Below are 26,605 nucleotides of genomic sequence, written 5' to 3'. Positions count from 1 at the left end.
GCAGCGTAAACGAAGCGCTTGTGGCCTGAGCACGGGATCGGTCGGCATGGCGGTTTACCAGGTACTGTACTGGCGGGACATCCCGGCGCAGGTACGCGTCTACGGAGGGCGAAGTGGGGGCCGCCGGCCCCTTTCGCGCCAGATGCCAGACTGGTTCCAGCAGGAAATCGACCGGGTGGCCATGCGGGACGGACTGACGGGCACAGACGCCTACCTGGACGAGTGGCACTGGTCCGACAAGCAGGAATGGACCGGCGAGGAGGCAGAGGCCGAAGCGGTGGCCGAAGCCCTTTTGAAGCAGTTGGAAGACGGTTACGACAAAGGATAGGGCCAACCACGAACGAGGTAGGGATTTGGGACAGACGGTCGACATAGGCAGGCGCATCGAACTGGTTCCGTTAGATCCCCATTTCGACGACATTTCGATCGGCCTGTATCGCCAGCAGGACGATACGGGACCGGTCTACCAGGTATTCACCTACAGCCGGCGGGAAGGCGTCGAGGACCGGATCGCCTTCGTGGTGAAGGCCATGGAAGTCCTCGGAGGCATGGAGCCGGCCGGCGGCGGGCGCCTGCGGTTTCACTGCGGCTATGCACACCACCTGGCGGTAAAGCGGGTGTTCCTCGAAGCCTGCAAACTGGATTCGGCCGGCCCCGTCGAACCGCGGCCGCTGGAGATCCTGGACAAGAAGTCGGGCTTGCAGATCAAGGTCCTGAGCGAGGGAGACGGCGTCTACCGGGTCACGGCCCATGGCGAGGGAAAGGACCGCGACCGCCGCATCTCCTTCATCGCGGGCGGCCTGATGAAGCTGGCCGAGATGGACGAGGTAAGCGGCACCCTGGACCAGGTGGCTTTCCCCTGTGGAGAAGTCCACGACGCCCTGGTCGGGCTGTTGCTGGTCCGCGCGCCCAACGTCCGGGCCGTCCTGCGCGAACAGGAGGCCGTCGCGAGCCGGGGCGTCCTGGCCGCGCCGAGCCAGCAGGAAGGATGAGGAGACAGTCATGAGCGAAGACACCATCAAGCAGATGAAGGGCCGGGACCGGGTACTCGCCGCACTGCGGGGAGAGCCCGTGGACCGCACGCCCGTGTGCAACCCGACGTCCGTCGCCACGGTGGAACTGATGGATCTCGTCGACGCGCCTTTCCCGGACGCCAACCGGGACCCGGAGCTCATGGCCCGTCTGGCGGCCACGAGCTACACGGAACTCGGATTCGACACCATCATGCCGGTCTTTACCATCATCCAGGAGTCCTCCGCGCTGGGCTGCAAGATCCAGTGGGAGCAGAAGGACAACTGGCCCACGGTCAAGATGCGCGAGCCCATCTGGACCGACGTGGACGATATCAAGCTCCCTTCGGATTTCCTGACGCACCGGGACACGAAGTGCGTCCTCGACGCCATCAGCAAGCTCAAGAAGGAATACGGCGACGAGGTGGCGGTCATCGGGAAGACCATGGGGCCCTGGTCCCTGGGATACCACTGCTTCGGCGTGGAACCCTTCCTGCTCATGTCCCTCGACGACCCCGGCAGGACCCATCTCGCCCTGGACCGCATGAAGGAAGCCACGGTGGAATTCGGCATCGCGCAGATCGAGGCCGGGGCCGACGCCCTGACCCTGCCGGATCATGCCACGGGCGACCTGGTGAGCGGCGAATACTACCGCCGCTTCCTGCGGGACCTGCACATCGAGATGGCCGAACGGATTCCCATCCCGCTGATCATGCACATCTGCGGGCGCACCGTGGACCGCATGGGCTACATCTCGGAGACCGGCTTCGCGGCCTTTCATTTCGATTCGAAGAACAAGCCCGAGGAGTCCATGGAGGCCGTGGACGGCAAGATCGCTCTCGTGGGCAACATCAACAATCCCGAGACGCTTTTCGCTCGAGGACCCGAAGAAGTGGGCCAGGAAGTCTGCCAGAACCTGGAACATGGTATTCATATGGTGGGACCGGAGTGCGCGGTGCCCCTGCAGGCGTCCGTCGAGAACCTGAAGGCGATCCCGCAGGCGGTGAAGGACTGGCACAAGGCTCACACGGCATGAAACCGGGAGGACCGGACAGGAGCGCATGGCAGCACTAAACGATATCGCCAACGACTTTCTGAAGGACGAAATAGAAGAGTTCATCGAAAGGCCCAACGAGCGGACGCGGATCATCGACGCTTTCGCTCGGGCGACGCCCGCCATGCAGGAGATCTCCGCGGCCCTCATCGATGGGGACAACGGGACGGTCGACACGCTGACCCGGGCGGCCCTGGACGGCGGGGTCGAGGCGCTGGAGGTGATGGACGACGGCCTGATCGCCGGCATGAGCGTCGTGGGCATCAAGTTCCGGGAGAACTTCATCTTCGTCCCGGAAGTCCTCGCCTGCGCCCGGGCCATGAAGGCCGGGATGGCCCACATCGAACCCATCCTCTCCGCATCGGGCATCCAACCCGTCGGCACCGTCATAATGGGCACGGTCAAGGGTGACCTCCACGACATCGGCAAGAACCTGTGCATCATGATGTTGCGCGGCGCCGGGTTCGTGGTCCACGACCTGGGGGTGGACACCTCCGAGGACGAGTTCATGGACGCGGTGGAGGAGTATGAAGCGCCCCTGCTGGGCATGTCGGCCCTGCTCACCACGACCATGCCCAACATGGGCAAGACCATTGACGCCTTCATCGACAACGACATGCGGGAGGACGTCAAGATCATGGTGGGCGGCGCATCGGTCACCCAGGAGTTCGCCGACGACATGGGCGCCGACGGCACCGCCGAGGACGCGGTGGGCTGCGTGGAACTGGCCCAGCGTCTCCTCGTAGAGCTCAAGCAGGAACAGGAAGCCTGAGCACCGGCAACCTCCCCAGAATTCTCCCATGAAAAAGATCGACAAGGCGGCGTACCAGGAGCGGCTGGACCGCATTACGGCCATCTTCAAGGACATGATGGCCCACGCGACCGAGCAGGCCACCTACCGCTGCCCCTACAAGAACCGTTTCGACGAATGCACCGCCCGGTTCGGGTGCCGCAACCAGCGCAAGCCCCGGGAAGCCGGCGGACTGCTCGTATGCGGCGGCGACGACAAGCTCGACTACCGCAGCGCCTGGGAGACGGAGGAAGCGCCTTTGGACATATCAGCGGATCCGGCCGCGGATCCAGCTGGCGGATCGGTGACCGACGGCACGACGACCCGGCCCGCGGTCATCGGCAAGTCCATCTTCGACTACGCCGACGACCTCGCCGTGCAGGTGCCTACGTCCTGCTTCCGCAACGGAATCTGCCACGAGTGCATCGTGGAAATACAGCAGGGGATGGAAGGCCTGGCGCCCCGGACGAAGCCGGAGTCCTTCCTGCGGGAGAACTATCGCCTCGCCTGCCAGGCCCGCGTCATCGACCCGAACGTGGACGTCGCCTTCGCACCCCTGCGCCGCACGCCCAAGATCCTGACCGTTACCGAAGAAAAAGACACGCCGCTCGACCCCATGGTCACCAGGCGGGGAGATGACGTCTTCTACGACGGCGAACAGGTGGACCAGTACCGCGGACACGTCTACGGGCTCGCGATCGACCTGGGCACGACCACGGTGGTCATGGACTTTGTAGACCTCGAGACCGGCAAGAGCGTCCACGTCTGCTCCTTCGAGAACCCCCAGCGCTTCGGCGGCAGCGACGTGATGCACCGGATTTCCTACGACGGCGCCTTCGAGGACGAACTCTGGAACGCCATCATCAACGCCGTCAATCACGAGATCATGGACTGGTGCGAGCGCACGGGAACCGCACGGCAGGAGATCTACGAGATCGTCGTCGCGGGCAATTCCACCATGCGGGACCTCTTCTTCCGGCTCGACGTGCAGAGCATCGGCCAGAAGCCCTACAAGTCACAAATCGAAAACGAATACCTCGCGGGCGAGCGGGAGACTACGGCGCTCACCATCGGCACCCGCCGCCTGGGGCTCCGGGCTAATCCGAAGGCCCGGGTCTACGGTATGCCCCTCATCGCCAGCCACGTGGGCGGCGACGTGGCGGCCGATCTGGCTACCGTCGAACTGGCCGCGCAGCCTGGCGTATCCATGCTTGTGGACGTGGGCACCAACACCGAGGTGGTCGTGGCGGGTAACGGGCGCATGATCACGGCTTCGTGCCCCGCCGGACCGGCCTTCGAGGGCGGCGGCATCCAGTACGGCATGCCGGGCTACGAGGGCGCCATCGAATCGCTGAAATGGGAAGACGGGCGGTTTGCCTGGAGCACCATCGGCGATACCGCGCCCCAGGGCATCTGCGGCTCCGGACTGATCGACCTCCTCGCCGAACTGCGCCGCCACGGCATGATGAGCCCGAAGGGCGTGTTTTCCGATCGGAAACAGTTCGAAGTGGACGTTGTGGCCGAGGCCGGCATCACCCTGTCCCGGCAGGACGCAAGCAACCTGGCCCAGGCCAAGGCCGCCAACTACTGCGGGCAGTACATCGTGCTGCGCACGTTCGGCGTCGCGCCCGGCGACGTGGACCGCCTCTTCCTCGCCGGGGGTTTCGCCAACTACGTGGACGTGCGCAACGCCATCGACATCGGGTTCCTCGCCCCCGTGCCCGAGGACCGCATCGTCAAGGTCGGCAACGCCGCCGTCCAGGGTGCCCGGGAGATCCTCCTGTCCCGCTCCCGCCGCGCGGAGCTGGAGGCGCTGGTCAAGGACATCGAGCACGTCGAACTCGAGACCACCCCCGACTTCTTCGAGGTCTTCGTCGAGGCCTGCCAGTTCAAGCCCATGCCCGGGGTGCTGGTGTAGTGGTTACCCACGAGGCTTCTGGAATTCAGCTTCCTACCCACTTGTCCAATCTCATGTTCCGCCTCCGCCCTGCCCTTCCCTCCACCGACGAACCCGGCATCGCTTCCGTCGTCAATACCTTCGAGCAGAATCCCGTATCCGTGGAGACTGTGCACGAGTGGTTGACCCACGATGCGCCTGGCAGAATCAGCTATCGCCGGGTCGCCGTAAACGAGGACGATGCCGTGGTGGGCTACGCGGTGTCGGTTCACGAGACCTGGGATCCGGAAGGGCAGTTCTACGCATGGGCAGGGGTCGCGCCGGAGTGGCGCGGACGGGGCATCGGCGCGGCATTGTATGCGGACATGCTGGCGTTTCTTCAGCACCACAACGCCGGCACGGTTACCAGCGAGGTCCGGGACGACTGTGCCGTTTCGCAGGCCTTCGCAAAGCGGCGGGGTTTCGTAAACGACCAGCATCTGTTTCAGTCGAGCCTGGATCTGGAACACTTCGACGAATCACCTTTTGCGCAGATCATCGCGGACAATGCGGCTTCGGGTCTGCGGATCCACTCCCTTGCGGATTTCGGAGATACGCGGGAGGCGCGCAGGAAACTCTACGAAGTCAATGCGATCACCGACCGGGATGTGCCGGGTTGGACCGGGCCCGGGCTGTCCTTCGAGGAGTTCAACGAGTGGGTCTACGAGGCGGGCTGGTACCGTCCGGACGGCCAGTTAATCGCGGCCGACGGCGATCGTTGGGTTGGGATCTGCGCCGTCCGGCTTTACCCGGAGGTGGGCCAGGCTTTCAACGTGCACACCGGGGTGATCCGGTCGTACCGCAGGCGAAACATCGCCCTCGCGCTGAAACTCGCCGCGATACGCTATGCCCGAAGCCAGTGCGCACGGTCGATCAGTACGCACAACGACTCGACGAACAGTCCCATGCTGGCGCTCAACCGCAAGCTGGGATATGTTCCCGAACCGGGACGGTATACGCTGCGGAAGACGATAAAGTAACTCGCCTTAACCACCCATCTTGGCGATACACCGCGCCATCCACTCCACGTAAGCCGTACGCGTCATTCCTCGCCGATTCGCCTCGCTGTCTATGAAAACGGCCACGCCCTCGTTGATGGCCATATGTATGCGTACGCTTCGTCCGGATTGACGGATCAGTGGAACGGCCGTCAGTATCTGGCCCGGTTCAACCACGACTTCGTCCAGTTCGCATGGCTGCACGATCGCCTCGCCGTCCATTTCCGTTTCAATCGCATAATCCCTGAGTGCTTCTTCCGCGTTCATCAGGGCCTCGTCTATGGTGTCTCCCACGGCAACGATGCCTGGAAGATCGGGGAAGGCCACGCCATAGGCACCTTTTTGGCCATCGATCAATGCAGGATATCTGACTGAGTCGTATTTGAGCACCGCCACTCCTCCTGTAGTCTATTCCTAGCAAACTGCCTTCGATGAAATTGATCGTGTTACCTATTCAGTCGAGACTCCGGCAACTACCTCGACTAATCAATTAACGAACCATGGTAGATACACCCATTGGCAGTGTGTCTAGACGAGGCATCTACATCATTCTTACAGGAGGCTCGCATGAAATCCCGCATTAAGAAATGGGGCAACAGCCTGGCGCTGCGCATACCGAAACCGGTCGCCGTCCAGATGGGTGTCCGGGACGATTCACCGGTGGTACTCATGCTCCGGGGCAAGGAATTGACCCTGGTGCCGCTGGAACGAACCCGGTTCAAACTTCCCGACCTGCTTCCGGGCATCTCGAAACGCAACCTGCACGGCAGAATAAGCATCGGCAGCCACCGCTGAAGGCGAGACAAAAGGAGACGAACAATGGCTACACCAAGCTACGTACCGGTTCGGGGTGAAATCGTGTGGATCTATTCCCGGTCGGGGAAGGGCACCTACCTGCCTTCCGGGCGGCCCGCCGTCACGGTTTCGCCCGAGGCCTATAACCGCAGGTCCGGCCTGGCCCTCTTCTGTCCGATTACCGACGAGGAGAAGGGGTATCCGTTTGAAGTTTCGATCCCCGGGGGGCTTGCGGCAACCGGGATCATCCTGGCCGACCAACTGGAAAGCGTGGACTGGCGGTCCGGCACGGTGGTGCGGATCTGCACATTGCCCGCCGAGGCCATGGATGACGTCCTGCGAAAGGCCGCGGCGCTGCTGGACGAGGAAGACCGGTCTTGACGGGCTGCCGTTCAATCGGCATTACTGTTCAGGAAGAATCAGGACTGTTCAATAAGAACCCGGGTAGCGCATATCAGGAGAAACCACAGGGAGAAACCACAGGGAGGCATTGTGTCGATTCTGAACGCCGTCATGGGCAACGCTTCGGAGGTTGAAGTTGAAGAGATGGAAAAGGAGTTCTCGCAGATACTGATCGAGGAAGAGAAACTGGTCAGGGTCTTCAAGCTGGTCAGAGACCTGTTCGCTTTCACGGACCGGCGGCTGATCCTGGTGGATAAACAGGGGATATCCGGCCGAAAGACGGAGTACCACTCCATCCCGTATAAGTCGATCACCCATTTTTCGTTCGAGACTGCGGGGCGGGTCGATCTCGACTCCGAGATGAAGGTATGGATTTCAGGTAACGAATTGCCAGTCAAGAAAGAGTTCAAGAAGGGGATTGACGTAACCGACGTTCAAAGGACCCTGGCGAAGTTCACATTGGATTGATATATGGGTATGTCGAAAAAGAAACCCCCAACCATGAAGCGCGTCATCAAGCCCGAAGGACTTCACCGGATCGAGATCGAGGAGGTGCCGATTCCCGACCCCGGTCCCGGAGAGATACGGATCAAGGCGGCGTGCAGCCTCATCAGCCGGGGTTCCGAACTCGGCGGCCGGTACACGCGGGAACACGCCGTGAGCCCGGACATCATGGGCTATTCCATGGCGGGGACGGTGGATGCGCTCGGAGAAGGGGTCGAACACCTGGAAACCGGCGACCGCGTCGTCGCCCTGGCGCCCCACGCCCAGTACGTGGTCCGGCCGGCCCGGCTCGTCTTTCCGTGGGACCAGACCGTCGTCATGCCCATGCCGGCGGACCTTTCCTTCGACCGCGCCCCGTACTACCCGTTGACGGCGGGTGCGGTCACCTGGGTGGAAGTGGAGGATATCCAGCCCCAGGACACCGTGGTCGTGCTCGGCCAGGGCCTCGTGGGCAACCTGATCCTTCAGGTCATCAAGGCCAATGGCGTGGGCAGGACGGTGGCCGTGGACGCACTGGCCAACCGGTGTGCCATGGCGGCGGAATGCGGCGCCGACACGGTGATCAACGCCCGCGAGGAGGATCCCGTCAGGGCCGTGAAGCGCCTGACCAACGGCCTCGGCGCCGATATCGTGGTCTATGCAGTGGGCGGTCCGGCGGGTCCGGTCGCCTTCGGGCAGGGACTCGACATGCTGGCCTTAGGCGGGTTGATGCACCTGATCGGGCTGTACGAAGACCAGCCGCTTTCGCTGCCTTCGAACAAGATCCAGGGTCGCAAACTGCTGGGCGGGTACTTCCGGACGCGTGCGGGTGCCCGCCAGTCCCGCCGCGCCATGGAACTCCTCGCGTCGGGCGCGATCCGGACCGATCGAATGACCACGCACCGTTTCCACTGGCGCCAGGCGGCAGACGCCTTCGCGCTGCTCTATCAGAAACCGGGCGAAGCGCTGGGAGTCCTGCTCGACTGGCGGGATTGAGCGGTAGCCTCTTCGATCACTCCAATCCGAGTCTCGTCAGCAGATCGTTCAGGTCCGCCAGGGTCCCGTCGTCCAGGGGGACGTAGGGCTGGCGTGCCCGTGCAGTCTTGATAGCGCCGCGACGCTGGTAGACGTTCTTGCGGATGGACAGCCCGATGCCGGGCTGGCCCTCGAAGCGGATCAGGGGACAGTACCTGTAGAAGGTCTCGGTGGCGCCGTCGAGGTCGCCGGACATGTACTTCGTGTGGATGTCCTTCAGGATATCGGGATAGGCGAAGCCGGTCATGGTGCCCATGCACCCGTGGCGGAGTTCCTCCAGGAGCATGACGCCACCCAGGCCGCCGAAGATCTCCACGTCGGGATTGGCCGCGAGCACCTGGCTGGCCTTGCGCGGCGACGGTTCTTCTTCCAACTTGAGAAAGCGGCATTGCGGAGACCGGTCGGCCACCGTCGCGATAAAGTCGATGCTCATCTGGACACCGCTGCTGGTGGGATGGTCCTGGATCACGAGGGGTATGGATACGGCGTCGGCCACCTTGAGGTAGTGGGCGAGCAGGGCCTCGTCCGTGCCCTTGGCCAGTTTCGACGGCGCCACCATGAGCGAGGAGGCGCCCAGCTCCTCGGCACGCCGGCTGAGCGCGACGCATCCGTCCGTCCCCGTGTGGCTGGTTCCGGCGCAGACCGGTATACGACCCGCGGCGGCTTCGACCACGCCGGCGATGACCCGGTCCCGTTCGGCTTCGACCAGTTTGCTGGTTTCGCCCATTACGCCCAGGACGGTAATCCCGTCGATCCCCAGGTCGATAAGGAAATTGGTCAGCGTCGAGAGGCTGCCCGTATCCAGGCTGCCGTCTTCTTCGAAGGGCGTTGGCGCAATGGTATACACGCCCCTGGGATCTGGAACTGCCATACTTTATCCTTTCGATCGGCCGGGTTTCCTCGGTCAGTTGGGCTTAAGCCACCGGCCGTAGCCGGGCCGGCCCGTGATCCTGCCGTCCTCGTACACCGTCTCCCCGCGCACCATGGTACGTCGGACGCGGCCCTTCATGGGCATACCGTGCACGATGCGCATGACGTCCCTCGCCTTGGTGAAGCACTGGTTCCGGTCGAAGGTCCACCGCGCGTCCAGGTCCACGAAGGTGAGATCGGCATCGTTTCCAATGGCGATGCGTCCCTTGCCGGGAAGCCGGAAGATCTCGGCCTGGCGGGTCGACATCAGCCGAACCAGGTCGGTGATCGACAGCCGGCCGTCGTTAACCGCAGTCAGCATCAGGGGCGCCATAGACTCCAGGCCGGGCAGGCCGGGCGGAATGGCGAAGATGTCCTCCCCTTCCTTCTCTTCCGGCCGGAAAGGGGAATGGTCGCTGCCGACGAACTCCAGGGTGCCGTCGTGCAGGTAGGACCAGAGCGCTTCGACCTCTTCGGCCGGCCGCAGGGCCGGGTTGCACTTGGCGAAGCCGCGGTGCGCGGCAAGGACCTGGTCGGTCAGGAAGAGGTACTGGGGACAGGTCTCGGCGATGACGTCGAGACCCCGCGCCTTGGCCTCCTTCACCATCTGCGCGGCCCGAGGGCTCGAAAGGTGCACGACCTCCACGGGACCGCCCGCCTCGGCGGCCAGGCTCATCATCATGGCGACCGAGGTGTCTTCGACGATGGAGGGCCGGCTTTCCGCGTGGGCCAGGCCGTCGTTTCGGCCCTGGGCGGACAACCACGCGATGAGCGTCTCGATCATGGGCCAGTTCTCGCAGTGGAAGCTGTGGCGCAGGCCCGTGGCGGCCGTGGCGGCCATGACGTCCCGCAACAGCGAGTAGTCCAGGCACCAGAGGCCGAAGAACTCGCCCTCGCGATGGGTCGGCGGCGCGGTCAGGAAGGTCTTGAAGGCCACGGCGCCCGCCTCGGCCACTTCGGCGATGAGGTCCACGTTCTGATGGCCGGCCGCGCCGTAGAGGCCGAAGTCGATCAGCGACTGCGCGCCGATGGCCTCGCCCCGCGTGCGGAGACCCTCGGCGGAGCTGGCAGCGACCGGAGAGATTGGCATCTCGAGCAGGGTCGTGATGCCGCCGGCCGCCGCGGCGCTCGTGCCGGAGACGGGATCTTCCCGCTCCTCGTGGCCGGGCGACCTGAGATGCACGTGGGGATCGATCAGGCCGGGCAGTACGTGCAGGCCCTTCGCGGAAATCTGCTGTGCGCTATCGGGCCGGGCGTCGGGTTCGAGCACGCCCGCGATGCGTCCGTCCCGCACGGCGACCGTGGCGGCGGTCACGTCATCGTGGTTGACGACCAGGCCGTCGGTTACGAGTAGATCAAAGGTGGAAGCCATGGCTTACTCCCGTCAGTCCGATGAAACGGTGCGCAGTCCGGCTTTACGCATCCATGTCCAGGACCATCACCCAGGCCGGCGAAGGTCCCACGTCGTACACGTCGAGCGGCGCAAGCGCGCCCGTGTCCTGGTCGATTCGGTAGGACGCCAGTCTTCCGTCTGCCTGTCCCGCGGCGTAGAGAAACCGACCGTGTGGATCCAGGTTGAAGGCGCGGGGTGTCTTCTCGGTCGGCGTCTGCCCGATGGCACGCAGCAGCCCGGAGTCCGGGTCGATCGCGAATCCGGCAATGCTGTCATGCCCCCGGTTGCTCACGTACACGAACCGGCCGGTCGGATGGATATGGAACTGCGCGCAGGTGTTCTCGCCGGTGAACCCCGCGGGTAACGTCGACACCGTCTGCATCGCCTCCAGCGTCCCCCGGTCCGGATCGAACCGGTAGGCCGTCACGCTGCTTGCCTTCTCATTGTCGACGTATAGCACATCCAGCGTGGGATGGTGGCAATAGTGCCGCGGCTCGGTATCCGGGGGCTGCTCCACCCGGGGCGGATCGTTCGGTGTCAGCCTGCCGGTGTGCTCGTCGAACTTGAACTGGCAGATCGTGTTCGATTCGGACACGTGGGGCACGAAGGCGAAACGGTTCGACCGGTCGGTCTGGATGTAGTGGGCGCCCCGCGCCGTCTTTTGCCGGTCTACCGGCGCTTTCTGGACGATGCCGCCCGAACCGATGGCATGGACGCCCGCCACGGCGTGCCCGTTGGAAGCCGACAGCAGGAATCGACCGGTGTTGTCCAGGGACATGTATGTCGTGTCCCAGTCGAAAGGCGTGGTGCCCAGCAGCGTGATGCGGCCCGTTCCGCGATCCAGGCTGTAGGTCTGTACCGACGGCTCGCCGCGCAGTCCGGCGTAGAGACGTTCAAGGTCGCTATCCGCAACCAGGGGCATCACGCCGGCACCCGCGGCGACATCTTCCCTGAAGGTCAATCCGCCGCTATCCGGGTCCATTTCGTAAAGGGCGATTTTACCCTCGCCGGTGATGGACAGGTACATGTAAAATGCCATCAAACGCCCCTTCCCACGCGGTGGCAAACGCACCGGGCCGCGGCATCGGTATCGCTCGCATTCGGCCAGCCATTTTGCCTGAAAACAGAAAGACAATGTGCAGGCCGGCCCCGGTACCGTCAAGGCTTCATTTCCCGGGAGATCAGCCGCCCGACCGCGACTCCAGCGCCTGGCGAAATCAGCCGCCCGGCCGTGACTTCAGCGCCTGGCGAGGACGATATCCTGGCGGGTGGTGCTGGCGGTCGTCACCTCGACGTTTTCCGATGCCCAGGCTTCGGTTGCTTCGGTCTGCGGAACGTACAGGGCGTACGACCCGGCCGGCATGAAGAAGGCGGTGTACCGGCCCGCGTCATTGGTACGGACCGTCACCGAATCCGTCCCGCCGGGTTGAAAGAGGGTAACCGGGTATCCGGGCAATGGCACGTCGTCCCGGAGGACCGAGGGCGTGCCGTTATCGTGTTTGACGGTTCCGGAGACCTGTCCCGAACTCGCCAGGTCGACTAGCCGGGCCCTCGGCTGGAACCTGAAGCCGGTGATGTCGTGGGGTCGCCGGGTGCCCCCCTCGAGGGTGATCGATCGCATCTGGTCGAAATCGATGACCGCATCGGCTTTTCGATTTCGCTCGACGACTACGGGGGTAGATCCCTGGACGACGATCTCCACGTCGAGCGGTGGCGAGAACACTTCGCTGAACTGAGAACCGTTCGTCAGCGTCACGGTTACGCCGTCGAGTTTGAGCCGAGCCGCGTCGTATCTGCCTTCGGCCACGGAAAAGACATCCAGAATACGGGTTCCGCTCCCGCCGAGTTCGGCCAGGTCGATCGTGTGGGGCACGGCGCCAGGGGTTCCGTACTCGCTGTTCGCGGCGGAGCGTACGGCCATCTCGGAGAATCGCACGACGACGGATCCGACGTGCTGCTGGTTCGGTGATTGCGCCGCCAGCCGGATCTGCAGTTCGCTGAAGACACTGGACGTCGGTTTGTCGCAACCAAAGGTCGTGAACGCCAGGAGCGCGATCGCCAGAAAAAGGATCAGATGGAAATGACCGGTTCGTGTTTTCATTTCAAGCAGTGAACGCGTTAAAGGAGCATATACGTTTATATTGCCAATAGATGGCTGTATGCTATATATATTGAACAGACGACCTGACAAACGGAGTTTTTCGATGATCGGCGTCACCCGCAAACTACTTTTTGTTTCCGCCGCCCTGCTGGTCACGGTGTCCCTCAGCGTTGTGCGCGAATCCCCGAAGGCCGAACCGAAGCCCGCTCCTAATCATCCGGTCGTCGCACCGGTGTACGCACCGCCGGATGTACCGTCGGTCGAATCGGCCGACGAGCCCATCAAGGTGGGCTGGCACCTCCTGGCCAGTCTCGACTACCGCACCGGCAAACCGGGCGAGGAGTTGGCGGAACTCGACGGTAAAGTCGTCAAGGTCCCCGGATTTGCTGTTCCACTTGAAGACTGGGCGTCCTCGGTGACGGAGTTCCTCCTTGTACCCTATGTCGGCGCCTGCATCCATACGCCGCCTCCGCCGCCCAACCAGCTCATCTACATCGAGATGGAAAAGGACAAATGGGCGTTTTTGAACGGGTGGAACCCGGTGTGGGTCGAAGGCGTGCTCAAGATCGAGATGACCAAAAGCGTGTACGGCTACGTCGGCTTCACCATCACCGGCAAGCGGGTCTATCCGTACGAGTACTGATCCGTGACGCGGACGCCTGCAAGGCACGACGCGGTCTCCAGCATGCACTCAGCGCGCGCACTCGATTGTGCCGGGACGCGCGGTTTTTTTTGAACAACGTTTCGCAGGGATAGGCTACAGATGAGTCTCGCCATCGACATCCGGAATCTGCGCTTCCGCTACGGCAGCGGCCCCTGGGTGCTGGACATCCCCGAGCTGACCCTCGAACGGGAAACGCGCGCGTTCCTGTTCGGCCCCAGCGGCAGCGGCAAGACCACGCTGCTCGGCGTACTTGCGGGGGTCCTGGAAGCGAACGAGGGCGAGGTCACGGTGCTGGGCGAAGACCTCACCTCACTTTCGGGCTCACAGCGGGATGCCTTCCGGGCGGAGCACATCGGCTATGTCTTCCAGATGTTCAACCTCATCCCCTACCTGTCGGTGCTCGACAACATCACCCTTCCGGTGCGCATGCACGCGGGGCGCCGTGCCCGGCTGGACGGCGCAGGCGTGAAGGAGTCCGCCGCACTGCTGGCCGGTCATCTCCACATCGGCGATCTACTGAATAAGCCGGTGACCGAACTCTCGGTGGGCCAGCAACAGCGGGTGGCGGCCTGCCGCGCGCTCATCGGGGCACCGGAGCTCATCGTCGCCGATGAGCCGACCTCCTCCCTGGACTTCGACCGCCGAGAGGACTTCCTCGAGCTGCTCTTCCAGGAGTGCGAGCGCGCGGGCGCAACGCTGGTGTTCGTGAGCCACGACCGCGCCCTAGAAGGCATGTTCTCCCGCACCATTTCGCTCCCCGACATCAACAAGGCGGTGCTTTGATGCTGGTTTTGGACCTCGCGCTCAAGTCGCTCCGCAACCGCGCCTTCAGCACCTCGCTCACGGTGGGCTCCATCGCCCTCAGCGTCGCCCTTCTTATCGGTGTTGAGAACGTGCGCGTAGGCATGCGAGAAAGCTTCTCCAACACCATCAGCCAGACCGACCTGATCGTGGGTACCAAGGGCGGCACGATCCAGCTGCTGCTGTATTCGGTCTTCGGCATGGGCGCGCCGACGGAGAACGTCTCGTGGGAGGCCTACCGGCAGTGGGCGGAGCACCCCGCCGTCGCATGGACCATCCCCTACAGCCTGGGGGACAGCCACCGAGGATTCCGGGTCATCGGAACGAATGACGACTTCTATCACCGCTACCGCTACCGTGGAGGCCAGGAGATCGCGCTGGCGGAGGGACGGGCGAGCGAGGGTTTGTACGACGTGACCCTGGGCGCAGACGTGGCGACCGAACTGAACTATACACTGGGCGACGAGATCGCGGTGACCCACGGGATCGGCGAAGTGGGCTTCCTGGTCCACGACCACATGCCCTTCACGGTAGTGGGCGTCCTCGCCAAGACGTTCACCCCCGTCGACCGCGCCCTCTACGTGACCCTCGAGGGCATGGAGGCTATCCACCTGGAGGAAGGTACGTCGTCGGCATCGGACGACGGGCACGCCCACGATGAGGCGGAGGCCCCGACGGACGATAGTCATGTGCACGAGGAAGCGGAAGAGTCGGCCCCGGCAGAAGACGGACACGCACACGAGGCGGAGCCTGAGGCGGCTGCCGCGGACGACGGGCATGCACACGAGGAGGAGGCCCCTGTTGACGATGGGCACGCCCATGATGAAGAGATGGAAGCGGCCCCGGCCGACGATGGGCACGCACACGAGGAGGAGGACCCTGTTGACGATGGGCACGCCCACGAGGAGGAGACCGAGGCGACCCCGATAGACGACGGACACGCACACGAGGAGGAGACGGCGGCGGCTTCGGCAGAAGACGGCCATGCCCACGAGGAAGAAGCGCAGGCGGCCCCCGCGGACGTCGGACACACCCACGAGGAGGAGGCCGAGGTGGTTCCGGCAGAAGACGAACACGACCACGAGGAAGAGACGGAGACAGCTGCTGCGGACGACGGACACACGCATGACGACGAGTCCGAGGTGGCTGCCGCCGACGACGGACACGCACACGGCGAAGCGAATCTCTCGATTGAAGATGTCGAAGTCACCCAGGTGACCTCGTTCTTCGTGGGCACGACCGACCGCCGGGACGTGCTCATGCTGCAACGCGAGATCAACGACTTCGAGGACGAGCCGATGATGGCCGTGATCCCTGGAGTCGCCCTGAACGAGATGTGGCGGAGCCTGGGTTACGCCGAGACCGGCCTGCGGCTGGTGACCATCTTCGTCGTAATGGTGGGGTTGCTGGGCATGCTGGTCTCGCTCTACACGTCGCTCAACGAGCGCCGCCGGGAGATGGCGATCCTTCGCGCCGTCGGAGCCGGTCCCAACCGGATCGTTCCCCTGCTGGTGCTCGAATCGGCCTGCCTGGCCGCGGCGGGAGCGCTCGCCGGACTTGGCCTGGTGTATGTTCTGCTCTCAGTCGGACAGTCTATCGTCGAAGCACAGGTAGGGCTCTTCATCCCCATCCGGCCCCCCGGTTCCGTCGAGCTGCTCTTCATGGGCGCCGTGGTGACGGCCGGTTTCCTGATGGGCTTCGTCCCCGCCCTCAAAGCCTACCGCACGGCCCTCCACGATGGGCTGACGGTACGGGTGTAGGAGGGCTCAGCGAAACCGCAGGATCCCCTTCCTGATGTACACCTTGCACTCCTCGGACCCGCATCGCATACGGTAGTCATCCCTGTCGACATTCCTCCATTGCATCCCGAACTTCTGGTGCTTCAGATTGTAGGTGTTCTCGTCGCAGCACCGCCAGTAGGTACCGATCCTGGCGTCGATGATCCATCCCAAGTCCCGTCCGTCGACGGACAGACGTCCCTGAATGTCGAAGTGATACAATCCGGAGTTGTGCTGTGCTCCATCCAGCCTCCACACCTTTTCAGGGCGATAGCGGATCTGGTCGCTGTAAGGATCACGCGTAAAGGTGATCGCGATTTCACCGACTTCAGTGCTCACGCCGAAGTCACCGGAATGACTCCTCGGGACCGTCAGCACATGAATGAACGTCTCGGGTCTTAAGCTGTTGAAAGCGGACCTCCATTCCGCCCGCGATGCCGGCACTTCGTTGTTGACGATCCGCAACGCGTGTATCCTATCAGCCCGGCGCAACAGTTCCGCCTCGATGGCCGGTACCAGTTTGTCTGAATTCGTCACGGCCACGGGAGACCAGGCGAGCCTGCAGATCCCGTTCACTTCACGCTCGACGCCCGCAACGGTCACCTGGCTTTTGATGAAGTACAACGTCCTGAACAGCTTGTTCGAGTAAATCCCTTCGTTCCAATCGCCGTCCGAATCCACGAAACGCGAGCTCCACGCTCGCAGCTTCGTATTGGTACCGATGCGCCAGCTCGACGCCTTCTCCACGATGATGAACTCCGCCTTGTCCTCAATGGTCGTCATCACGTCGAGCAGGCCCTCCCTCGCGCCGTGCGCATAATGACTGGCGTTTGTATCGCTGTCCCGGTCGTAGAAGAAGAACGCAAACTCGTCGGCCACATTCACACCGACGGCGACGCCCAGGACGTTCGCTTCACCGCGGAAGTCCTGGATGAACGAGTAGTGTCCCTCGGCGCCGACGCCCTTTCTTCCGTCCACGATTCTCCAGTAGGACCGGTTCGGCCGGGTCGAATTTGGAAAGTACCGGACCGTCTCGATGCCCACGTACACGTCGCTGATTCGACGAAAGTAGGGATACGTATCGATGTACTGGAAGACATGGCGGAACCGGTTGTTCTCGAGCTTCTCGCTCCCGTCCCCGTAGTCGATGGACGCGATCTCCGCATAACAGTCCTCATCGCCCGGCACGGCATCACCCGGCGCGGCATTCCCCGGCGCGGCATTCCCCGGCGTGGCATTCCCCGAGTGCTTGCCATCCACCGATTTCGTGCCATCCACAGGGTATGAGCCGTCCTCGTTCGTAGATTCATATGGCGATGCAAAGTGGGAAGCCGTGTACGTCCCGATGAACAGGGAGAACAGCACGTAGCCGGTGAGCCGCCAGATTCGCCGTTTCATGGTACTTGTCTCCTGTAAATGGTTTAAAATATATACTAAGAAACCTGTAAATCAGGTCAAGCGCTCCGGGGAGCCGAAGGACGTACCTTCCGGGACGTCAAAGGCGGTTCAGACCGCTGTTTTAGATTGACACCCGTCACTTTATCGGCCTATATTGCCGCCTGTCAGGTGGGGTGTCTGAGTGGCCGAAAGAGACGGTCTTGAAAACCGTTGTACCTTTGCGGGTACCGTGGGTTCGAATCCCACCCCCACCGTCCAGCGACGCGGAAATCTCTTGGGAGAGGTGCGAGAGTGGCTGAATCGGATCGCCTGCTAAGCGATTGTGGGTCAAAAACCTACCGAGGGTTCGAATCCCTCCCTCTCCGTTCGTAGTCAGTTCGCTGTTCTTCATCGGCAGCATGGCGGCCGCCACCGGGTTCCGGACCGAACCGGAACCTCGGGAGCCCCATCCACGTAATGCCAACGGGAGCACCACCTATGAGGTACCAGCTAAAGCGTATCGACCCATGGTCCGCGTGCAAGATCACCTTCCTCATCGCCGGCGCCGTGGGTTTCGTGGTCGGAGCGCTATACGCCGTGATGATCACGTTGATGGCGAGTTTCATGGGCATGGTGGGGATGTCCGAAGGCATGCCCGACGAGATGGGTTACATCGTGGGGGCCACGGGCTTCATCGCGGTCTTAGCCTGGATCGTGATTACCATCCTGTACGCCGTGCTCGGTGCCCTGGTGGTCTCGCTGGCCACCTGGTTGTACAACCTGTTGGCAGGCGCGATAGGTGGGGTGACCATGACCTTGGAGCCGCCACCTTCCGTCGTGCCAGCGGCAACACCCGCACCGGCGGACGCCACGCCCCCTGCCACGCCTCCCGCCACCGATGCTTCGACCTCGGCGACAGACGCCGGCGGTTCGGATCCGCAGGCATCCTGACGACCCATGTCCCGGCCCGTACGCGTTCGCTTCGCCCCCAGTCCCACCGGGTTGCTCCACATCGGCAGCGCCCACACGGGCCTGTTCAACTGGCTCTTCGCCCGCAGGGAGAAGGGCCGTTTCCTCCTGCGCATCGAAGACACCGACACCGCCCGCTCCCGATCCGAGTGGGTCGATGCCATATTCGAGGTGTTGGAGTGGATGGGCGTGGACTGGGACGAAGAGGTAGTCTATCAGTCCCAGCGGTCCGACCGGCATGTCGCCAGGGCCCGGGCCCTGGTCGATAGCGGCAAAGCCTACCGGTGCTACTATCTGCCCGAAGAGCTGGAAGCGAAAAAGAAGGAAGCCCTCGCCGAGGGCCGGTCCTGGCGGAACGACCTCCGCTATGCGGACCTCACGGATGCCGAGGCCGAAGCCCTGGAGGCAGAGGGCCGCAAGCCGGTCATCCGGCTCAAGATCCCCGAGGGGAAAACCGTATTCCAGGACCGGATCCTGGGTGAGATCGCGGTGGAGAACGAGACCATCGACGATTTCGTCATCGTACGGTCCAACGGCACGCCCCTGTACCACCTGGCCGTGGTGGCCGACGACGTGGACATGAACGTGTCTCACGTCATCCGAGGTATCGACCACGTCACTAATACCACCAAGCATATCCACCTGTTCCGCGCCCTGGGTGCCGAGCTGCCCGAGTTCGCCCATCTTCCCAGCATCCTCGGGGAGGACAAGAAGAAGCTATCGAAGCGTCACGGCGCCGTGTCCGTCTCCGAATACCGCGACGCCGGCTACCTGTCCGACGCCGTGGTCAACTTCCTCTCGCTGCTCGGGTGGCAGACCGGCGACGACCAGGAGTTCTTCACCCGCGCCGAGCTCATGGAGCGGTTCTCCCTGGACCAGGTCCACAAGCGGGACACCGTCTTCGACCTGCGCAAATTCGAGTGGCTCAACGGCCAGCACATCATGGCCCTGTCCAACGAGGAACTGTGGACGCTGGCGAAGCCGTTTCTGGTACGCGCGGGGCTCCTCGGCGGAGAACAGCCTATAAACCACGACTACGCATTGGAGGTCGTCGGCCTGCTGCGGGAACGGTGCCGCACGCTGGCCGATTTTGCGGTCCAGGGCAGGTTCTTCTTCACGGACGAATTCGAGTACAATCCCAAGGCCGTCCGGAAGCACTGGTCGAAAGATCCGGATGGCGTTGTTGCGCGGATCAGCTGGCTTCGCGACGAATTCGCCGCGCTTGCAGCGTTCGACACGGAAGCAGTGGAGGAGGTCGTCCGGAACCTGTCGGAACGGGAAGGATTGAAGGCGGCCCAGTTCATCCATCCTTGCCGCGTGGCGCTGACCGGCGAAATGGCTGGTCCGTCCCTGTTCCATCTTATCGCCGTCCTGGGGAAAGAGACGTGTGCCCACCGTTTGGAAATGGCACTGGTGCGCCTGCCGGAGGTGGTCGAACAGGCGGCGATTGGCGAAGGATAGTGCCCATGACGCAAGACGAAGCGTGAAGAAGTTGACGAAACCAAACTTGGAAAGTAAAAGGGTAAAAAAACCGGAGAGAAAACAGACTTGGAGAAGGAGTAGAGCAATGTCAGAACAAAACGCCACCGAGAAACTCAGCTACTCGATTACGGTAAACGCTTCGAGGGAACGGGTGTGGCAGGCCCTGTTCGAGGACGAATCGTTTCGGAAGTGGACGAGCCTGTTCGCCGAGGGGTCCTACTTTGTCGGGGACTGGAGCGAAGGCAGTGAAATACGGTTCCTGAATGCGGGCAACGACGGAATGATCAGCATGATCGACGCAAACCGACCCCACGAGTTCATGTCCATACGGCATCTCGGGTATATTGTCAATGGCGTGGAGGATACGGATAGCGACGAAGTGAAATCATGGACGCCGGCGTTCGAGAACTACACGCTGAAGGACGTGGAAGGCGGCACCCACCTGACCGTTGAAACGGACACCTTTAACGACTACGTGGAGTACTTCAACGAGACCTGGCCCAAAGGGCTGGACGAGATCAAGCGGATCGCCGAAGGGTAACAGGCGTTTTACCGTCGTTCTACGCCTAGGTGCTCGTGGGTGGTCAAAGGTATTTCATCAAACCCACTATCAGCGCGGACATGCTGATCATACATATCATCATCTTGTTGACGGCGCTGCTGATCTGCTTCTCAAGGTCCGATTTCATCGCGGCCATCTCGGCCCTTAAAACAACTAGATCCTCCTTCGTGGCGAATCGCTTCGATTCTTCCTTTGTCACGAAAAGCTCCATCTTCGCACTTAAGGAATCAACACGCGATTTAAGTTCCTCCAGATCCTCCTTCGTGGCGAATCGCTCCAGGTCTTCCTTCGACGCAAATCGCTCCAGGTCCTCCTTCGTCGCGAACTTTTCAAGATAGGCCTTCGTTGCGAATCGCTCCATCTTCGCGCTTAGTGCATCCAAACGAGATTTAAGTTCCTCCAGATCCTCTTTCTTCGCGAATCCCGCGAGATCTGTCTTCGTCACCAGGTCGTTCCGGCTCCACGTCATCGCCTTGACGATGGCTTCCGCCTGCCTCGTCTCGATGCCCGCGGCTTCGAATTCGCGGACCGTGGCGTGGGTATCTATGGGATAATAGGACACGGCGTCTCCTGCATCGGTTGAATGCGGTAAATCGGACTGTTTACGGATTAGTCAGATTTGAGCGAAGACATCTCGGCATTTTATTTTCAGGGATCGTGATTGCTGCGTTCGAACAATCCCAAGCCCCTGATCCCAAGCCCCTGATCCCGATCCCTAATCCCGCTTCCGGTACCACCGGTATTCGACGATCATTCCCGCGATCAGCACGATGCAGCAAAGCACGTAGGGCATGCGCAGTCCGATGAGCTGCGCCAGCAGGCCTCCGACCAGGGGTCCCGAAACCATGCCCATGCCGACGATCATCTCGTTGCGCGCGCCCTTTTCCCCCTTTCGTTCCTCCTGGAAGAAGGAATAGAACTGGCTGGCCGAAAAGGCGGCGCCGACCAGCAACCCGACGGTTCCGAAGGCGAAGGCCAGCACCACGGTGGCATCCTGCGTCGCGACGACGATCATGCCGGCTACGGCGGCAATCTGGGGAATGACGAGGGGCCTGAGGCGGAACTGCCACCAGGTCGTGTACCGCGCGATGAGGAAGACCGTCATCTGCAGAAGCCGCGGGATGGCGAGCAGTATACCGAGCGTATCGGGCCGGATGAGGAGCTCGGTGGCGAGCTTGGGGAACTGGTTGTTGAGCATGCCGATCATGAAGAATGCCGTGAAATTGGCCGTCCAGGCGATCCAGCGGAAGCGCGCCGTGTCCTCGCGCGAGTGTCCCTGTGCCTCCTCTACCGGATCCTCATCCTGCGTTGTGGCGGACCGGAAGCGCAGAAAGGCGATCGCCAGCGTAAGCAGGACCATGCCGATCGTGCCGGTGGCAAAGGGCACGGATGGACCCACGAGGTAGAGATAGCCCCCCGCCAACGGGCCCAGCATGAATCCCATGGTCCAGAACATGTTGAACGTGCCGAGGGTCTTGACCAGCTGGGTCCGGCTACGGCCCTCGGCCAGCATCGCCTGCACCGACGGCCAGAAGAGGGCCAGCAGCCCCCATCCCATGGCCGTGCCCGCGAGCAGCATCCAGTAGTTCACCGCCAGGAAGAGCATGCCGAACACCAGCGCGGTCAACCCGGCGGCGATGGCCAGGATCCGGCGCCGGTCGAAGCGGTCGGCCAGTTTGCCCGTGAAGGTGCAGGCCAGGGTGAAGCTGAGGGAGCCCGCCGTGCCTATGAACCCGAGTTCCACCACGGATGCGCCCAGGTCGAGGGCCCGGAGGGGCACGGCGAAGGACACCAGGCCTGTGCAGAAGTCCATGACGAAAGCGGCTGTGAAGAGGAAGTAGTCGGAACGCTTGAGCACGGGTTACGTATGACTCCGTGTGGCCTGGGTGGAGGGAGACGCTTGCATCCGTGGGTCTATGACAGGCTGCGCTGCGCCGTGCCGCGGGAGAAGTAGTTGGAGCCCAGCAGCACGACGGACACGAGGAGCAGGAGCAGGACGGCGTAGGCCGCGGCGCTGCCGATGTTGAACTGGCGCAGGTGGGACAGGATCTCCATGGCGATGGGCCGGTTGTCGTAGACGTAGAGCAGGATGGAGGCCACGAATTCACCCAGGGCGGTGACGAAGGCCAGCAGCGTGCCGGCGAGCACGCCCGGACCGATGAGGGGCAGCGTAACCCGGCGGAAGGCGTAGAACCACCCCGCGCCCAGGTTGCGCGCCGCCTCCTCCAGGGAGTCGTCCAGCTGCCTGAAGGCCGCCGAGGACGCCCGGAACACGATAGGCAGGTGGCGGACGAAGTACGCGATGGGCAAGAGCCAGAAGGAACCCACCAGCACCTGTCCGAAGCTGAAGGGCGTGCCCTGGCTGAAGGCGACGATCAGGTTGATGGCCACCACCGTGCCGGGCAGGGCCCAGGGCACCATCACGAGTGCATCGAGCAGCTTGCGGCCCCGGAACGTGCCCTTGACGACCAGGTAGGCCGCGGTGACGCCGATCGCCACGTCGGCCGCCGTGGAAACCACCGCCATGTTCAGGCTGTTCCGGATCGGTTCCCAGAAGGTGGAATCCTGGAAGAGGCGGCCGTAGTTGTCCGAAGTATAGACCTGGGGCAGGATCTGGTGGGTCCACGTGCCGTCCTGGACGAAGGACAGCAGGAGGATGGTCAGGTGGGGCAGCAGGAGCACCACCACCATGGCGATTCCCGCGGCGCCCGTGAGCAGGCGCGCCCAGCGTCCCCGGATTTCGCGCCGGACGTTCGCAGTACCCTTGGTGCTCATGGCGTACTGCCGCCGCCCCTCGTACCGGCGCATCCAGAACAGAAAGGCGATGGAGAAGGCGGAGAGGACCACGGTCTGCGTGACGGCCATAGCCATATCGCCGTTCAGTTTGGACGTGTAGATGTTGAGGCTCAGGAAGCGGAATCCGCCCGCGAAGATGAAGGGTGCGCTGAAGGAGTTCATGGACGTCATGAAGACCAGGAGCGTCGCCCCCACCATGGCGGGCGTGAGCAGGGGCAGGGTGACGGTCCGGAAGCTGAACCAGGACGACGCGCCCAGGTTGCGGGCCGCTTCCATGACCGCGGGATCGATGCCCCGGAGCGCCGCCGAAGTGAAGAGGTAGAAGAAGACGTACATGGTGTAACCGTGCACGAGCAGCACGGCCCACACCCCGTTCAGCGAAAAGGGCGGGCGCTCCAGTCCCAGGGCCGCCTGGATGAGGCGCGGGACCATGCCGCTTTCGCTGTAGAGAAACAGGAAGGCGAGCACGCCCACCAGGGGCGGGAGGACGATGGGCAGGATGGCCAGCGCGGAAAACACGGACCGGCCGGGAAAATCGTAATGGGTGAAGATGAGGGCCAGGGGGACGCCGATCAGGGCCGAGAGCAGCACGCTGCCCACGGAGACCATGACGCTGTTGAAGAGGCCTTCCATGTAGGACGGGCTGTCCGGATCGAAGAACTCCCCGTAGTTGCCGAAGCCGAACTGCCCTTCCCGGAACAGGCTTTCCCACAGGACGAGCGCTGCGGGATAGACGATGTAACCGAGCAGGATGAATCCCAGGGGGATGAAGACGAGGGCGCGGGGTTGCCGGAGGAATGCGTACAGGTTCATGGTCCGGTTCAATCCCTCAGGATGATCGCCTGGTCGCCGGGGATGCGGACGCGCACCGTATCGCCGGGCTGACGCGCGGCCATGGGGCCTTCCGCGTTCTCCACGACCTGGATGGAGACGCCGCCGGCATCGACGGTGAACTCGACCGTCGCGCCCTTGAATCGCCGGGTGGTCACGACGCCGCCCACCGTGTCTTCCGTATCCTCGTCGGTCAACCGTACGGCCTGGGGATGCAAGGCCAGGTGAATGGGGCCTTTGGGATCAGCCGGCGGCGCGGTGCCGGCCGGGGCGGAGGTGTCATCGGCCGGCGGCACGGAGTCATCGGCCGACGAGGTTGACGCGGCCGGTGCGGGCAAGGCGACGGCCAGTCCGCTCGCGTGGCGGAAAACCGTCCTGCCCCCGTCCTTATCCAGCACCCCCTCCCAGAGGTTCATGTTGCCCATGAAGGCGGCCACGAACCGGTTGGCCGGCCTGCGGTAGATCGCGTCGGGGCGGTCCAGCTGCCGGCACACACCCTCCTCCATGACCGCGATCCGGTCGGAAACGGCCAGCGCCTCCTCCTGGTCGTGGGTGACGTAGATGGCCGTGATGCCCAGCTTGGTCTGCAGCTCCCGGATCTGGTCCCGGGTTTCTTCCCGCAACTTGGCGTCCAGGTTGGACAGCGGCTCATCGAGCAGCAGCAGGTCGGGTTCAATGACCACGGCCCGCGCGAGGGCCACCCGCTGCTGCTGTCCACCGGACAACTGAGGCACGGGACGCTGTTCCAGCCCGGCCAGTCCCACCAGGTCGAGGGCCCGCGCCACGCGATCCCTGGTCTCGGTTGCAGCCACCTTGCGGGTGCGCAGGCCGAAGGCCACGTTCTCGAAGACGGTCATGTGGGGAAAGAGGGCGTAGTTTTGAAATACCATCCCGGTGTTTCGCCGGTTGGCGGGCACGTGGGTGACGTCCTGGTCGTCGAAGAGCACGGTGCCGGAGGTGGGGAAGATGAACCCGGCGATCATGCGGAGGATGGTCGTCTTGCCGCAACCGCTCGGTCCCAGGAGACTGAAGAACTCGCCGTCGGCCACCGTCAGGCTGATGCCTTTCACGACCGGGGTGTCATCGAAGTGCTTGGTGAGGCGATTGAGGGTGACCTGGGCCATGGGCGGAGATCAGAATAGGGCGCGGATCAGTATGAAGCTTAGATCAAAACGGGCCGCGGATCAGAACCGGCCGCAACAGCAGGCGAAAAGAGCTATCCCCGGTCCTTGATGTTGTCGTCCCAGTACTTCATCCAGGTTCTGGACTGTTCGGAGAAGACCTTCCAGTCGATGTCGAAGGGGGCGACGGAGAGATCGGCCATCCACGCGGGCAGGCGGTCTTTCGGGATATCGCCCCGGGTCGGGATCCGGTAGTACTCCGTGGCCTGCAGGACGGTGTGGTCCACACTGGTGACGAATTCGTAGAACAGCCGGGCGTCGTCGAGGTTCTTGCCGTTGGCGATCAGCGCGATGCCGTCGGTCAACACGGGCGCGCCGCTCCTCGGCACTACGAAATCGAAGGGATAGCCGTACCGGTCCACCTGCAGCATGATGTCGCTCATCAGCCAGATGGACACCAGCCCTTCCTTGCGGGCGAGTTTCTGGAACATCATGTTCGGATCGGCGGCGTAGTCCTTCGTGTTGGCGTCGAGCCGCGTAAGCCACTCATACCCCGCGTCGGGGACCCGGGTATCCCGGTACGTGCGCCAGATCATCCCCGAGTAGACCGTCCGCATTGTGCCGGACGCGAGCGGGTACCGGATCACGATCAGGTCCCGCCACCGGGGGTCGAGGAGTTCGTCCCAGTCCCCGGGCGCCGTCTCCTTCGTCAGCTCGAGACTGTTGAAAGCGATGACCGGAATCAGTTGCGCCGTGCCGTACCACCGGTCCTCCTCGTCCCTGAACTCGGGAAGCAGGGCGTCCGCCCAGGTCGGCCGGTAGGGACTGAGCAGGCCCTCGTCGGCGGCCTGGATGAAATTGGTCGCCGGCGCGCCCCACCAGACGTCGCCCTGGGGATTGGATCGCTCCGAACGCACCCGGTCCAGCACGTCCTGCGAGCCCATGTCGAGCCAGCGGACGTCCACATCGGGATGAGCGGCCTCGAAGAGCTTCTCGAACTCGGGCAGGATCGGCTTGCCGTGGGGCGAATAGACCGTCACGACACGCCGGTCCGGATCGCCGCCGCCACAGCCCCAGGCGAGGATGACCGTGCACGCCGAAACGGCCGTGAACAGAACCAATGTCGAAAAGCGCATACCCATCTTCATGGCATTCCTCAGAAATCACCGGTAATCCTGCGTAACCTTCGCCGCGCCGCTCCGTTTCTCCGAAACCGGAAAGCCCAGGGACGTGGCAAGAAAGTACCACGGCGGGCGTCGAGTGTCAACGCGGTTTTGGCGGAACGCCGGGGCGCGCAAGGCGGCGAGGACACGGCTGC

The 26,605-nt window shown here is 63.1% G+C and carries 27 protein-coding genes and 2 tRNA genes; 18 read left to right on the top strand and 11 right to left on the bottom strand.

Features of this window, described 5'->3' with window-relative positions; all coding sequences use genetic code 11:
- The first annotated feature begins 46 nt into the window (after window positions 1-46).
- The 6 genes from F4X08_03975 (at window position 47) to F4X08_03950 (ending at window position 5,770) form a co-directional block, all read left to right on the top strand.
- On the top strand, window positions 47-328 hold the full coding sequence (locus F4X08_03975; protein ID MYD24956.1) for a hypothetical protein: 282 nt from the start codon (window positions 47-49) through the stop codon (window positions 326-328).
- 25 nt (window positions 329-353) lie between these two features.
- On the top strand, window positions 354-992 hold the full coding sequence (locus tag F4X08_03970; protein MYD24955.1) for a hypothetical protein: 639 nt from the start codon (window positions 354-356) through the stop codon (window positions 990-992).
- 34 nt (window positions 993-1,026) lie between these two features.
- A complete protein-coding gene (locus F4X08_03965) occupies window positions 1,027-2,046 on the top strand; it encodes an MtaA/CmuA family methyltransferase (GenBank protein MYD24954.1) in 1,020 nt (339 codons plus the stop codon).
- 142 nt (window positions 2,047-2,188) lie between these two features.
- Complete coding sequence (locus tag F4X08_03960) at window positions 2,189-2,836, top strand: cobalamin-binding protein (protein MYD24953.1); 648 nt, start codon at window positions 2,189-2,191, stop codon at window positions 2,834-2,836.
- A 28-nt stretch (window positions 2,837-2,864) separates the two neighbouring features.
- On the top strand, window positions 2,865-4,772 hold the full coding sequence (locus tag F4X08_03955; protein ID MYD24952.1) for a DUF4445 domain-containing protein: 1,908 nt from the start codon (window positions 2,865-2,867) through the stop codon (window positions 4,770-4,772).
- 53 nt (window positions 4,773-4,825) lie between these two features.
- Window positions 4,826-5,770 carry a GNAT family N-acetyltransferase gene (locus tag F4X08_03950; GenBank protein ID MYD24951.1) on the top strand — a complete coding sequence of 315 codons (945 nt, stop codon included), beginning with the start codon at window positions 4,826-4,828 and terminating at the stop codon, window positions 5,768-5,770.
- 6 nt (window positions 5,771-5,776) lie between these two features.
- On the opposite strand, the gene F4X08_03945 is transcribed toward F4X08_03950, so the two are convergent.
- Window positions 5,777-6,184 (bottom strand): hypothetical protein, encoded by a 408-nt coding sequence (locus tag F4X08_03945; GenBank protein ID MYD24950.1) that lies wholly within the window; start codon window positions 6,182-6,184, stop codon window positions 5,777-5,779.
- 171 nt (window positions 6,185-6,355) lie between these two features.
- Between F4X08_03945 and F4X08_03940 the strand changes: the two genes are divergently transcribed.
- The 4 genes from F4X08_03940 (at window position 6,356) to F4X08_03925 (ending at window position 8,464) form a co-directional block, all read left to right on the top strand.
- Entirely contained in the window at window positions 6,356-6,583 is a 228-nt protein-coding gene (locus tag F4X08_03940) for an AbrB/MazE/SpoVT family DNA-binding domain-containing protein (protein MYD24949.1), read from the top strand.
- Between the two features lie 24 nt (window positions 6,584-6,607).
- Window positions 6,608-6,964 carry an mRNA-degrading endonuclease gene (locus tag F4X08_03935; protein ID MYD24948.1) on the top strand — a complete coding sequence of 119 codons (357 nt, stop codon included), beginning with the start codon at window positions 6,608-6,610 and terminating at the stop codon, window positions 6,962-6,964.
- 111 nt (window positions 6,965-7,075) lie between these two features.
- Window positions 7,076-7,453 carry a PH domain-containing protein gene (locus F4X08_03930; GenBank protein ID MYD24947.1) on the top strand — a complete coding sequence of 126 codons (378 nt, stop codon included), beginning with the start codon at window positions 7,076-7,078 and terminating at the stop codon, window positions 7,451-7,453.
- 3 nt (window positions 7,454-7,456) lie between these two features.
- Window positions 7,457-8,464, top strand: a complete 1,008-nt coding sequence (locus F4X08_03925) for a zinc-binding dehydrogenase (protein ID MYD24946.1) — start codon at window positions 7,457-7,459, stop codon at window positions 8,462-8,464.
- Between the two features lie 16 nt (window positions 8,465-8,480).
- Here F4X08_03925 and F4X08_03920 read toward each other — a convergent pair whose 3' ends face one another.
- From F4X08_03920 to F4X08_03905, 4 genes are all read right to left on the bottom strand, one after another.
- Window positions 8,481-9,374 carry a dihydrodipicolinate synthase family protein gene (locus F4X08_03920; GenBank protein MYD24945.1) on the bottom strand — a complete coding sequence of 298 codons (894 nt, stop codon included), beginning with the start codon at window positions 9,372-9,374 and terminating at the stop codon, window positions 8,481-8,483.
- 33 nt (window positions 9,375-9,407) lie between these two features.
- Window positions 9,408-10,784, bottom strand: a complete 1,377-nt coding sequence (locus tag F4X08_03915) for a dihydroorotase family protein (GenBank protein MYD24944.1) — start codon at window positions 10,782-10,784, stop codon at window positions 9,408-9,410.
- 43 nt (window positions 10,785-10,827) lie between these two features.
- Window positions 10,828-11,844 carry a lactonase family protein gene (locus tag F4X08_03910; protein MYD24943.1) on the bottom strand — a complete coding sequence of 339 codons (1,017 nt, stop codon included), beginning with the start codon at window positions 11,842-11,844 and terminating at the stop codon, window positions 10,828-10,830.
- A gap of 198 nt (window positions 11,845-12,042) precedes the next feature.
- Window positions 12,043-12,906 carry a DUF4382 domain-containing protein gene (locus F4X08_03905; GenBank protein ID MYD24942.1) on the bottom strand — a complete coding sequence of 288 codons (864 nt, stop codon included), beginning with the start codon at window positions 12,904-12,906 and terminating at the stop codon, window positions 12,043-12,045.
- Between the two features lie 103 nt (window positions 12,907-13,009).
- Between F4X08_03905 and F4X08_03900 the strand changes: the two genes are divergently transcribed.
- The 3 genes from F4X08_03900 (at window position 13,010) to F4X08_03890 (ending at window position 16,131) form a co-directional block, all read left to right on the top strand.
- Window positions 13,010-13,549, top strand: a complete 540-nt coding sequence (locus tag F4X08_03900) for a DUF3299 domain-containing protein (protein ID MYD24941.1) — start codon at window positions 13,010-13,012, stop codon at window positions 13,547-13,549.
- 120 nt (window positions 13,550-13,669) lie between these two features.
- Window positions 13,670-14,353 (top strand): ABC transporter ATP-binding protein, encoded by a 684-nt coding sequence (locus tag F4X08_03895; GenBank protein ID MYD24940.1) that lies wholly within the window; start codon window positions 13,670-13,672, stop codon window positions 14,351-14,353.
- Complete coding sequence (locus tag F4X08_03890) at window positions 14,353-16,131, top strand: ABC transporter permease (GenBank protein MYD24939.1); 1,779 nt, start codon at window positions 14,353-14,355, stop codon at window positions 16,129-16,131. The genes F4X08_03895 and F4X08_03890 overlap by 1 nt, the downstream gene beginning before the upstream one ends.
- 6 nt (window positions 16,132-16,137) lie before the next feature.
- On the opposite strand, the gene F4X08_03885 is transcribed toward F4X08_03890, so the two are convergent.
- Window positions 16,138-17,547: a hypothetical protein gene (locus F4X08_03885; GenBank protein MYD24938.1), complete on the bottom strand. Its 1,410-nt coding sequence runs from the start codon at window positions 17,545-17,547 to the stop codon at window positions 16,138-16,140.
- Between the two features lie 167 nt (window positions 17,548-17,714).
- Between F4X08_03885 and F4X08_03880 the strand changes: the two genes are divergently transcribed.
- The 5 genes from F4X08_03880 (at window position 17,715) to F4X08_03860 (ending at window position 20,518) form a co-directional block, all read left to right on the top strand.
- A tRNA-Ser gene (locus tag F4X08_03880) sits at window positions 17,715-17,801 on the top strand.
- A gap of 23 nt (window positions 17,802-17,824) precedes the next feature.
- Window positions 17,825-17,912, top strand: a tRNA-Ser gene (locus F4X08_03875).
- Window positions 17,913-18,003: 91 nt separating this feature from the next.
- Entirely contained in the window at window positions 18,004-18,477 is a 474-nt protein-coding gene (locus F4X08_03870) for a hypothetical protein (protein MYD24937.1), read from the top strand.
- Between the two features lie 6 nt (window positions 18,478-18,483).
- On the top strand, window positions 18,484-19,956 hold the full coding sequence (locus F4X08_03865) for a glutamate--tRNA ligase (GenBank protein MYD24936.1): 1,473 nt from the start codon (window positions 18,484-18,486) through the stop codon (window positions 19,954-19,956).
- Window positions 19,957-20,062: 106 nt separating this feature from the next.
- Window positions 20,063-20,518: an SRPBCC domain-containing protein gene (locus F4X08_03860; protein ID MYD24935.1), complete on the top strand. Its 456-nt coding sequence runs from the start codon at window positions 20,063-20,065 to the stop codon at window positions 20,516-20,518.
- A gap of 43 nt (window positions 20,519-20,561) precedes the next feature.
- Here F4X08_03860 and F4X08_03855 read toward each other — a convergent pair whose 3' ends face one another.
- The 5 genes from F4X08_03855 to F4X08_03835 all read right to left on the bottom strand — a co-directional run bounded on the left by F4X08_03855 (window position 20,562) and on the right by F4X08_03835 (window position 26,435).
- Window positions 20,562-21,086, bottom strand: coding sequence for a DUF1640 domain-containing protein (locus F4X08_03855; protein ID MYD24934.1), 525 nt, complete (start codon window positions 21,084-21,086; stop codon window positions 20,562-20,564).
- 168 nt (window positions 21,087-21,254) lie between these two features.
- The gene (locus F4X08_03850; GenBank protein ID MYD24933.1) at window positions 21,255-22,397 is read right to left on the bottom strand and encodes an MFS transporter; all 1,143 of its coding nucleotides are present in this window, start codon (window positions 22,395-22,397) and stop codon (window positions 21,255-21,257) included.
- 56 nt (window positions 22,398-22,453) lie between these two features.
- Window positions 22,454-24,148, bottom strand: coding sequence for an iron ABC transporter permease (locus F4X08_03845; protein ID MYD24932.1), 1,695 nt, complete (start codon window positions 24,146-24,148; stop codon window positions 22,454-22,456).
- A gap of 8 nt (window positions 24,149-24,156) precedes the next feature.
- A complete protein-coding gene (locus tag F4X08_03840; GenBank protein ID MYD24931.1) occupies window positions 24,157-25,290 on the bottom strand; it encodes an ABC transporter ATP-binding protein in 1,134 nt (377 codons plus the stop codon).
- 92 nt (window positions 25,291-25,382) lie between these two features.
- Window positions 25,383-26,435, bottom strand: coding sequence for an extracellular solute-binding protein (locus F4X08_03835; GenBank protein ID MYD24930.1), 1,053 nt, complete (start codon window positions 26,433-26,435; stop codon window positions 25,383-25,385).
- Window positions 26,436-26,605 lie beyond the last annotated feature (170 nt).

This window comes from Gemmatimonadota bacterium, assembly GCA_009841265.1.
Lineage (GTDB): Bacteria > JAAXHH01 > JAAXHH01 > JAAXHH01 > JAAXHH01 > JAAXHH01.
Note: the sequence above shows the minus strand (reverse complement) of the source record. Positions and strands in the feature narration are given on the sequence as shown.

Bases quoted from the DNA above. Each gene is read 5' to 3' on its own strand.
- F4X08_03975 (MYD24956.1), top strand. From the start codon at position 47: ATGGCGGTTTACCAGGTACTGTACTGGCGGGACATCCCGGCGCAGGTA.
- F4X08_03965 (MYD24954.1), top strand. From the start codon at position 1,027: ATGAAGGGCCGGGACCGGGTACTCGCCGCACTGCGGGGAGAGCCCGTG.
- F4X08_03960 (MYD24953.1), top strand. From the start codon at position 2,189: ATGCAGGAGATCTCCGCGGCCCTCATCGATGGGGACAACGGGACGGTC.
- F4X08_03955 (MYD24952.1), top strand. From the start codon at position 2,865: ATGAAAAAGATCGACAAGGCGGCGTACCAGGAGCGGCTGGACCGCATT.
- F4X08_03950 (MYD24951.1), top strand. From the start codon at position 4,826: ATGTTCCGCCTCCGCCCTGCCCTTCCCTCCACCGACGAACCCGGCATC.
- F4X08_03940 (MYD24949.1), top strand. From the start codon at position 6,356: ATGAAATCCCGCATTAAGAAATGGGGCAACAGCCTGGCGCTGCGCATA.
- F4X08_03935 (MYD24948.1), top strand. From the start codon at position 6,608: ATGGCTACACCAAGCTACGTACCGGTTCGGGGTGAAATCGTGTGGATC.
- F4X08_03925 (MYD24946.1), top strand. From the start codon at position 7,457: ATGGGTATGTCGAAAAAGAAACCCCCAACCATGAAGCGCGTCATCAAG.
- F4X08_03920 (MYD24945.1), bottom strand. From the start codon at position 9,374: ATGGCAGTTCCAGATCCCAGGGGCGTGTATACCATTGCGCCAACGCCC.
- F4X08_03915 (MYD24944.1), bottom strand. From the start codon at position 10,784: ATGGCTTCCACCTTTGATCTACTCGTAACCGACGGCCTGGTCGTCAAC.
- F4X08_03910 (MYD24943.1), bottom strand. From the start codon at position 11,844: ATGGCATTTTACATGTACCTGTCCATCACCGGCGAGGGTAAAATCGCC.
- F4X08_03905 (MYD24942.1), bottom strand. From the start codon at position 12,906: ATGAAAACACGAACCGGTCATTTCCATCTGATCCTTTTTCTGGCGATC.
- F4X08_03900 (MYD24941.1), top strand. From the start codon at position 13,010: ATGATCGGCGTCACCCGCAAACTACTTTTTGTTTCCGCCGCCCTGCTG.
- F4X08_03895 (MYD24940.1), top strand. From the start codon at position 13,670: ATGAGTCTCGCCATCGACATCCGGAATCTGCGCTTCCGCTACGGCAGC.
- F4X08_03890 (MYD24939.1), top strand. From the start codon at position 14,353: ATGCTGGTTTTGGACCTCGCGCTCAAGTCGCTCCGCAACCGCGCCTTC.
- F4X08_03885 (MYD24938.1), bottom strand. From the start codon at position 17,547: ATGAAACGGCGAATCTGGCGGCTCACCGGCTACGTGCTGTTCTCCCTG.
- F4X08_03870 (MYD24937.1), top strand. From the start codon at position 18,004: ATGCCAACGGGAGCACCACCTATGAGGTACCAGCTAAAGCGTATCGAC.
- F4X08_03865 (MYD24936.1), top strand. From the start codon at position 18,484: ATGTCCCGGCCCGTACGCGTTCGCTTCGCCCCCAGTCCCACCGGGTTG.
- F4X08_03860 (MYD24935.1), top strand. From the start codon at position 20,063: ATGTCAGAACAAAACGCCACCGAGAAACTCAGCTACTCGATTACGGTA.
- F4X08_03845 (MYD24932.1), bottom strand. From the start codon at position 24,148: ATGAACCTGTACGCATTCCTCCGGCAACCCCGCGCCCTCGTCTTCATC.
- F4X08_03840 (MYD24931.1), bottom strand. From the start codon at position 25,290: ATGGCCCAGGTCACCCTCAATCGCCTCACCAAGCACTTCGATGACACC.
- F4X08_03835 (MYD24930.1), bottom strand. From the start codon at position 26,435: ATGAAGATGGGTATGCGCTTTTCGACATTGGTTCTGTTCACGGCCGTT.